Source organism: Actinotalea sp. (assembly GCF_035443605.1).
Lineage (GTDB): Bacteria > Actinomycetota > Actinomycetes > Actinomycetales > Cellulomonadaceae > Actinotalea.
Map to the genome: position 1 here is coordinate 1 of NZ_DAORSQ010000105.1, position 8,406 is coordinate 8,406.

General features: G+C 75.7%; 6 protein-coding genes. 4 read left to right on the forward strand and 2 right to left on the reverse strand.

Going from position 1 to position 8,406, the window contains the following annotated elements; translation table 11 throughout:
- A partial coding sequence (locus tag PKY62_RS10900) for a putative bifunctional diguanylate cyclase/phosphodiesterase (protein ID WP_324536854.1) occupies positions 1 to 918 on the forward strand: 918 nt, incomplete at its 5' end.
- A gap of 34 nt (positions 919 to 952) precedes the next feature.
- On the opposite strand, the gene pgm is transcribed toward PKY62_RS10900, so the two are convergent.
- On the reverse strand, positions 953 to 2,644 hold the full coding sequence (pgm, locus tag PKY62_RS10905) for a phosphoglucomutase (alpha-D-glucose-1,6-bisphosphate-dependent) (protein WP_324536856.1): 1,692 nt from the start codon (positions 2,642 to 2,644) through the stop codon (positions 953 to 955).
- An 86-nt stretch (positions 2,645 to 2,730) separates the two neighbouring features.
- Here pgm and PKY62_RS10910 point away from each other — a divergent pair, with 86 nt between their 5' ends.
- Together PKY62_RS10910 and PKY62_RS10915 are read left to right on the forward strand one after the other, a co-directional pair.
- Positions 2,731 to 3,564, forward strand: a complete 834-nt coding sequence (locus tag PKY62_RS10910) for a DUF5926 family protein (RefSeq protein WP_324536858.1) — start codon at positions 2,731 to 2,733, stop codon at positions 3,562 to 3,564.
- Positions 3,565 to 3,614: 50 nt separating this feature from the next.
- Entirely contained in the window at positions 3,615 to 4,397 is a 783-nt protein-coding gene (locus PKY62_RS10915) for a glycosyltransferase family 2 protein (protein ID WP_324536860.1), read from the forward strand.
- A gap of 6 nt (positions 4,398 to 4,403) precedes the next feature.
- Here the strand turns inward: PKY62_RS10915 and PKY62_RS10920 are convergent, their stop codons facing one another.
- A complete protein-coding gene (locus PKY62_RS10920; RefSeq protein ID WP_324536862.1) occupies positions 4,404 to 6,773 on the reverse strand; it encodes a hypothetical protein in 2,370 nt (789 codons plus the stop codon).
- A gap of 80 nt (positions 6,774 to 6,853) precedes the next feature.
- Between PKY62_RS10920 and pheA the strand changes: the two genes are divergently transcribed.
- Positions 6,854 to 7,810, forward strand: a complete 957-nt coding sequence (gene pheA, locus PKY62_RS10925) for a prephenate dehydratase (RefSeq protein ID WP_324536864.1) — start codon at positions 6,854 to 6,856, stop codon at positions 7,808 to 7,810.
- Positions 7,811 to 8,406: the final 596 nt, after the last annotated feature.

Genomic DNA, 8,406 nt, shown 5'->3' on the forward strand with positions numbered 1-8,406 from the left:
ATCGCGTGCGGCGGGGCGGACGCCTCCGCTGACGACCTGATCCGCGACGCCGACGCCGCCATGTACGCCGCCAAGGCCGAGGGCAAGCGGCGCGCGGTGGTCTTCTCCGACGAGCACCGCGAGCGCGCCCTGCGGGCGGTGCGGCTGGAGACCGAGCTGCGCCGGGCGATGGCCGACGACGAGCTCGAGGTCCACCTGCAGCCCGTCGTCGACCTCGCCACGCGGCGCGTGCTCGCCGCGGAGGCCCTGGTGCGGTGGCGGCACCCCGAGCGCGGACTGCTGCTGCCCGGCGAGTGGCTGGACGTGGCCGAGGGCGCCGGCCTCATGCCCGCGATCGGCACGTGGGTGCTCGAGCGCTCGTGCGAGCTCGCCCTGGCCTGGCCGACGGTGCCGGGACGCGCCGCCCTGCCCGTGCACGTCAACGTCTCGGCCCGCCAGCTGGAGGTGCCGGGGTTCGTCGACGTGGTGCGCGACGTGCTCGCGCGCACGGGCCTGTCGCCGCACCGCCTCGTCCTGGAGTGCACCGAGACGCACCTCGACGCCGTGAGCGACGCGCTCATCGCCGACCTCGTCGGCCTGCGGGTCGAGGGCGTCGGGCTCGCGGCCGACGACTACGGCACCGGCTACAGCCCGCTGACCAGGATCATCGACCTGCCCGTCTCGATGGTGAAGATCGACCGGCGGTTCGTCGCGGAGATGCTCGCCGACACCCGCAGCCGCGCGGTGGTGCGGGCGCTGCTGCGGCTCAGCGAGTCCCTCGGCCTCACGGTCGTGGCCGAGGGCGTCGAGACCGAGGCGCAGGCGCACGCGCTGCTCGAGCTGGGCTGCCGCGCAGCGCAGGGCTTCCTGTGGTCCCGCGCGGTGCCGGCGGACGAGTTCACCGCCCTGCTGGGCGTGGAGGTCCGGACCGCGGTCTGACGCGGCCCGGACCGTGTCGCCCGGCCCCGGCGGCTCAGATCGTCTGCGAGACGAGGTCCTTCGCGGCCTCCTGCACCTGGGCCAGGTGCTCGGCGGAGACGAACGACTCGGCGTAGACCTTGTAGACGTCCTCGGTGCCCGACGGGCGCGCGGCGAACCAGGCGTGCGCCGTCGTCACCTTGAGCCCGCCGATCCCCGCGCCGTTGCCGGGGGCCGCCGTGAGCCGGTCGACGATCGGCTCACCGGCGAGCGTCGTCGCGGTCACCTGCTCCGGGCGCAGCGACGCCAGCGCGGCCTTCTGCTCGCGGTTGGCCGGCGCGTCGATCCGCGCGTACCAGGACCGCCCGTGGCGCTCGACGAGCTGGGCGTGCAGCTGGGACGGCGACGAGCCCGTGCGCGCGGTGATCTCGGCACCGAGCAGGGCGAGCAGGATGCCGTCCTTGTCCGTGGTCCACACGCTGCCGTCGTGCCGCAGGAACGACGCGCCGGCGGACTCCTCCCCGCCGAAGCCCACCGAGCCGTCGAGCAGCCCGGGCACGAACCACTTGAAGCCCACCGGCACCTCGAGCAGCCGGCGGCCCAGGTGCGCCGCGACCTTGTCGATGAGCGAGGAGGAGACGAGCGTCTTGCCGATCGCCGCGTCGGCGGGCCAGCCCGGTCGCGCACCGCCGTAGAGGTAGGAGATCGCCGTCGCGAGGTAGTGGTTGGGGTTCATCAGGCCGGCGTCGGGGGTGACGATGCCGTGCCGGTCGGCGTCGGCGTCGTTGCCCGTGGCGATGTCGAACGGGCTCGAGCCGTCGGCGTCCAGCCCGGCCATCGCGGTGACCAGCGAGGCCATCGCCGACGGCGAGGAGCAGTCCATCCGGATCTTGCCGTCCCAGTCCAGCGTCATGAAGGACCAGCGCGGGTCGACGCTCGGGTTGACGACCGTGAGGTCGAGGCCGTGCCGCTCGGCGATCTCGCCCCAGTAGTCCACGGACGCGCCACCCAGCGGGTCCGCGCCGATCCGCACGCCGCTCGTGCGGATGAGCTCGAGGTCGAGCACGTTGGGCAGGTCGGCGACGTACGCGGACAGGAAGTCGTGCCGCAGGGTCGTCGGCGCCGCGAGGGCGGTGGCGAGGCTGACCCGGCGCACCTGGCCGAGACCGGTGCGCATCAGCTCGTTGGCGCGGTCGGCGATCCAGCCGGTGGCGTCGGAGTCGGCCGGCCCGCCGTGCGGCGGGTTGTACTTGAAGCCGCCGTCGCGCGGCGGGTTGTGCGACGGGGTGACGACGATCCCGTCGGCGAGGCCGCTGCCCGGGCCGCCCGTGGTGCGGACCCCCTCGGCGGTGCCGGCGCCGTTGTGCAGCAGGATCGCGTGCGAGACCGCCGGCGTCGGCGTGTAGCCGTCGCGCGCATCGACGTGCACCTCGACCTCGGCCGCCGCGAGCACCTCGAGCGCGGTCTGCCACGCGGGCAGGGACAGCGCGTGGGTGTCCCTGCCGAGGAACAGCGGCCCGTCGGTGCCCTGGCTGCGGCGGTACTCGATGATGGCGGCCGTGATCGCCACGATGTGCGCCTCGTTGAACGCGGTGTCGAGGCTGGACCCGCGGTGGCCCGACGTGCCGAACGCGACCTTCTGGTCGGGGTCGGTGGGGTCCGGGGTGCGGTCGTAGTAGGCCCCGATGAGCGCATCGACGTCGATGAGGTCCTCGGGCAGGGCAAGGGTTCCGGCGCGCGGGTGCATGGGCCGATCCTCGCACCGGACGCGGGCGCGTGCACTGGTCCTCGGGCGTCGTCTCGCCGCTCGGGCGCCGGGTAGTCTCCCTGCTCATGAGCCGACCGACCGTGCCGTTCGTCCTGCGTCCGTTCGAGGGCCTGCCGGGAGAGCCCGACTGGGTCGCCATGCGCGAGGTGGTCCCGGCCGCCACCGCGACCGCCAGGACCACGCCCGAGCACGGGTCGCGCGACGTCGTCATCGCCACCGTGCTGCCGATGGGCTGGCCCGCGCTGCACCGCGGCGACGGCGCCCTGCTGCTCGGCCTGCAGCACCACGCGGGCTCGGGGGACGCCTCGCGTGACCTCGCCGACGTCCTGCTGCGCGCCATGGAGCTGCCGGCCGGCCAGCCGGTCACGTCGAGCCCGCTGCCCGAGCCCGGTCCGCGGCTGCAGGACGTGCTGGACCTCACCGTCCCGTTCGAGGTCACGGTGCACGACGGTTTCGACTTCTGGACCGCGGCCGGCGCAGAGCTGACGCCCGACGTGCGCGCCTCGCTGGACCGGATGAACGAGTCGATCGTGCCGACCGTCCGGCTCACCTCCGTCGACGCCGCCTACTGGGCGCGGATGGGCGAGCGCGAGTACCTGCGCTGGGCCGTGCGGCACGACGAGCAGCTGTTCCTCGACGCGCTGGCCCGGCTGCACGCGAGGCGCGAGTCCGGCCTTGCGGGGGGCGACCTGGGCAAGTTCATCGGCGCGTTCCGGTCCTGCGGCGTGCTCGTCCCCGTCTGGGACCTGGCGCCCGGCACCGAGGCCGCCGACGTCGAGGGACCGCTCGCCGAGCTCGCCGCCCGGCTGGACGCTGCGCTCGCGGTCGACGGTCCGCTGGACGCGTCCGAGCGGCGCGCCCGTGCCGGGCTCGTCGCACGTCAGCTCACGCTGCGCTGAGCGGTCCGCCTCGCGGTGACGGGGTGGCCCTCGGTCGATAGGGTTGCCCCGTGCCCAGACCCGGTGGACGTGACCAGGCCCCGGACCCCGTGGCGCCGCAGCGCGTCGCCGTGGTCATCCCCGCCAAGGACGAGTCCCGGCGCATCGCCGCCACCGTCCGCGCCGCGCGTGCGATCCCCCACGTCGACCTCGTCCTCGTGGTCGACGACGGCAGCGAGGACGCCACCCAGCACGTCGCGCGGGAGGCCGGAGCCGTCGTCGTGCGGCACTCGGTCAACCGTGGCAAGGCCTCCGCGATGGAGACGGGCGCCGCCGTCGTCGCGATGCGCGACGCCGACGACCGCGCCCCGCGCCTGCTCCTGTTCATCGACGGCGACCTCGCCGAGTCGGCCGTCAACACCGCGCCGCTCATCCCACCGGTGCTCGACGGCGTCGCGGACCTCACCATCGCGCTGCTCCCGCCGCAGCCCGGGGCCGGGGGCCGGGGGATCGTCGTCGGGCTCGCGCGGCGGTCGGTCGCGGCGATGACCGGCTGGACCCCCACGCAGCCGCTGTCCGGCATGCGCTGCATGACCCGCGAGGCGTTCGAGGCCGCCACCCCGCTGGCCCACGGCTGGGGCGTGGAGACCGGGATGCTCATCGACCTGGTGTCCAAGGGGTTCGTCGCGCTCGAGGTGCCGTGCGACCTCAAGCACCGCCCGTCCGGCTCCGACCTGCGCGGGCAGATGCACCGTGCGGCGCAGTACCGCGACGTGCTGCTCGCCGTGAACGCGCGCAAGATGCGCGGGATCGCGCGCGGGGTCGGCCGGCGGCTCGGCCGCCGCGAGGGCTGAGCCCGGTCAGGCGCCCGCTGACGCCGGGGCGCCGGGCACGTCGACGAGGGTGCCGGGACGGTGCGGCGAGGCGAGGCGCCACTGCGCGGCGGCCGCGACGAGGCACGGCACGGCGACCGCGATCCCGGTGGCCGGCACCACGATCCCGGAGTCGTTGATGAAGAAGCCGACGGTGAGCGCCAGGCCGATCGCCGCGACCGTCGGGCGCAGCAGCGGGACGGCCTCCTGGAGGCCGGCCAGCGGGCTGCCGCGGCCCAGCAGCCCGTTGCGGCGGGGGTGCGGACCCGTGATGACCAGTGCGGTCAGCGCGGCGCCGCCGAACGCCAGCAGCAGGTAGCGCCACGAGGTCAGCACGCGCAGGTTGACCGAGGCCTTGCGGTACAGGACGTCCCACAGCCCGCCGTCGAGCGCCGTGGCGAGGAACCGGCCCAGGTGGGTGCGCTCGTCGGCCGGGCGCAGCCAGTCGAGCACCATGAACCCGCCGACCACCACGCCGGCGGCGAGGCCGATGAGCAGCAGCGTGTGCCAGGAGACCCTGGTGCCGCTCACCACGAGGGCCAGCAGCGCGAACGACACGACCAGCGCTGGCGGCCCGCCGAAGTCGCTGCCCAGGCCAGGGGTGCCGTCGACGACGACGAGGACGACGCCGATCGCTGCGACGGATGCGGTGGCCAGGCGGCGCCGGCCGCGGCGCAGCAGGACGTCGGCGACGACCGCGGCGACCAGCAGGCCGGCGGCCGTCAGCAGGGCGAACGCCTGGTTGCTCATGCCGTAGAACCGCGCGGCGAGCAGGCGGTGGGCCCCCATCGGGGAGTCGATGACGAGGTTCGAGCCGGTGAGCATGTCGCCGATCAGCACGAGCACCGTCACCGCGGCGACGGCACCGGCCGGGCCGAGCAGGTGCCCACGCCACGGGCCGACGAAGGCCACGGCGGTGAGCACGGCCACCCAGCCGAGCAGGACAGCCCAGAACGCCCAGGCGGGCGACGCGGCCAGCCACCACGGCACCAGGCCGGTGAGGAACGACGAGATGGGCGCCGCGGCGAGGGCGACGGCGGCGACGCGCAGCCCGCGCAGCGCGGGACGCAGCGGAGGGCGGTCCGACCGCCCGGTCCGGGTCAGCAGCACCCCGGCCGCGACGAACAGGAGCGCCTGGGCCAGCACCAGCCGGGTCATGTACGCGCCGCTGACGCGCGTGACCTGCAGGGCCTCCGCGGCGATCGAGGTGAGCAGCGCCTGGCGGCCCGTCGCGGTCTCGGGGCCGGCGATCGGCAGCATCTCGGCGCCGATGAGCGCGGGTGACACCCCGGCAAGGCCCACCGCTGCGAGCACGGTGGGCGTGAGGTCGACCGCCTGGACGACGGCGCGCTGGCGGGTCGAGCCCGACGTGAGCAGGGCCTGGTCGTAGGGCGTCGGCGTGGTGGCGCCGTCTGCGGTCCCGGTGGCGGGCGCCGGGCCGGTCATCGCGACGAGCTGGAGCCGGGCGCGGCCGGAGTCGGCCAACGAGACCACCAGCACGGTGACGTCCCTGCCGCGCGTGGCGCGCAGCACGGCGTCCACCCTGGCGTCGATCTCCCGGGCCTGCTGGGCGCGGGTCGGCTCGATGATCGACTCGGGGTCCTCCACGCCCGGGTCGGTGGGCTCGAGCTCCGGTGGCGGCTCGAGCTCGCCGTCGGCCCGCAGCCGCGTGGCGTAGCCCTGGTCGCGGACGGTGCCCGCGTCGACCACGACGAGGTCGGAGGTCTCCAGGGCACCGCGCACCGCCGCCGTGAGCTCGTTCGCGGTGGTGGGGCGCCGCACGTGGGTGCCGACGGGCACGCCCGCGGGGTCGGCCAGGGCGATCGCGGCACCCGGGCCGATGCCGGTCGCGGTGGTCCCCTGCTCGGCGAGCACCTCGCCCAGCAGGCCGGGCCGCGCGTCGTAGGACTGCTGGTCCGCGGCGTCGAGGTAGTCGGTCCAGCCGGGCGTCACGCCGTCGTTCCCCGGCTCGCGCAGGGTGCGGCAGGTGCCGTCCTCGACGCGCAGGTCCGCGGCCCGTGTTCCCGCGGACAGGGCCAGCCAGCCGTCCGCGGGGCAGGCCGCGCCCGCCACCGTGCGGGCGGCGAGCAGCCCGACGGCGGCGTCGCGGGACATCGTCCACAGGGCGGGGGTGCCGAGCGTGGAGACGTCGTCCCAGCGCAGGCCGCCGACGCCGATCACGACGAGCGGGGTGGCTCCGGCTGTCTCGGCGGTGCCGACCGCATCGGCGGTGCCGTGTGCGTCGACGACACCGGGCGCATCGCGCGCCGTGGCGGGACCGGGACCGCCGACGAGCGCGCCGACCGCTGCGGCGACCGCGACCAGCGCGCGGAGCACGGCGGCGGCGGGACGGGTCACCGCGCCAGCCTACGGCCGCACTACGCTCAGTCGGCGGTGCAGGTGGCCCGCTGGACGCAGCATCTCGAACGGAGCGCACGATGACGCAGGACCGCACCGGACGGCCGCGCTACGCGTACCTCGGCCCGGCCGGGACCTTCACGGAGGCGGCGCTGCGCCAGGTGGTCGGGCCCGACGACGCGGAGTACCTCCCGCAGGTGGACGTCGTCGCCGCGATCGAGGCCGTGCGCAGCGGCGCGGCCGACTTCGCCGTCGTGGCGATCGAGAACTCCGTCGAGGGCGGCGTGTCCGCGGTGCTCGACACCCTGGCCGTGGGCGAGCCACTGGTGCTGCTGCGCGAGATGCTCGTCCCGGTGGCGTTCGTCCTGGCGGGGCGCCCCGGCACCACGCTCGCGGACGTGCGCCGGGTCTCGGCGCACCCCCACGCGTGGGCCCAGTGCCGGCGTTGGCTGAGCGCGAACCTGCCGGGCGTGGTCCACGTCCCGGCGACGTCCAACACGGCGCCCGCGGCGCTGCTCGCGGGGACTCGCGACGACCTGGGCTTCGACGCGGCGTTCGTCCCGCCGCCCGCGGTGGCGCACTACGGCCTGACCCCGATCGCCGAGGGCGTCGCCGACAACGAGCGTGCGGTCACGCGGTTCGTCGTCGTGGGCCGGCCCGGCAGCGTGCCGGCGCGGACGGGCGCGGACAAGACGACGCTCGTCGTGCACCTGCCGAGCAACCAGGCCGGCGCGCTGCTGGAGATGCTCGAGCAGTTCGCCACCCGCGGCGTGAACCTCTCCCGGATCGAGTCGCGACCGATCGGCGACGCGCTGGGCCGGTACTCGTTCTCGATCGATGCCGAGGGGCACGTGGCGGACGAGCGCATGACCGAGGCCCTCATGGGCCTGCACCGGGTGTGCCCCCACGTGCGCTTCCTCGGCTCCTACCCGCGGGTGGACGCGCCCCACGGCGAGGTGCGCCCCGGGACGTTCGACGCCGACTTCACGTCAGCGCGCAGCTGGGTCGAGGCCCTGCGCGAGGGCCGCGCCCACTGACCGGTCGCACGCACGGCGGCGCGCTCCGGATGCACGGTGCCGCGGTGCGCACGCACGTTCCCGCGGTGCGCACGCACGTTCCCGCGGTGCGCACGCACGTTCCCGCGGTGCGCACGCACGTTCCCGCGGTCCGGATCCACCGTCCCGCGGGGCGCCCGCACCGGCCAGGCCCGCTGAGCGGCGGAGCCCGCTGGCGGAGGCGCGCGCTCGTCGGCGGCGTGCGCTGAGCCGAGGGGCTCGCCCGCAGCCGTGCGGTCACTCCGACCAGCTACCGGGCCGCTGCCGTGCCACGGGTCGGTGGAACACCCGCCACGGATCCCGTCACGCATGTTCCACCGGCGCACCGGCGCACCGGCGCACCGGCGCACCGGACCGCCAGGCCCGCCCCCGGGCCACCAGCGCCCGGCATGACGCGCGGGATCTGATGTGTCTCGTCGATTCGCGTGACACGTCACGGTCCTGACACGGATGACGCACAGGTGACACGTCACGGGCTTTCGTGCCTCCCATCGAGCCCGAGCCCGAGCCCGAGCCCGAGCCCGAGCCCGAGCCCGAGCCCGAGCGCGAGCCCGAGCCCGAGCCCGGGTCCGAGCGCG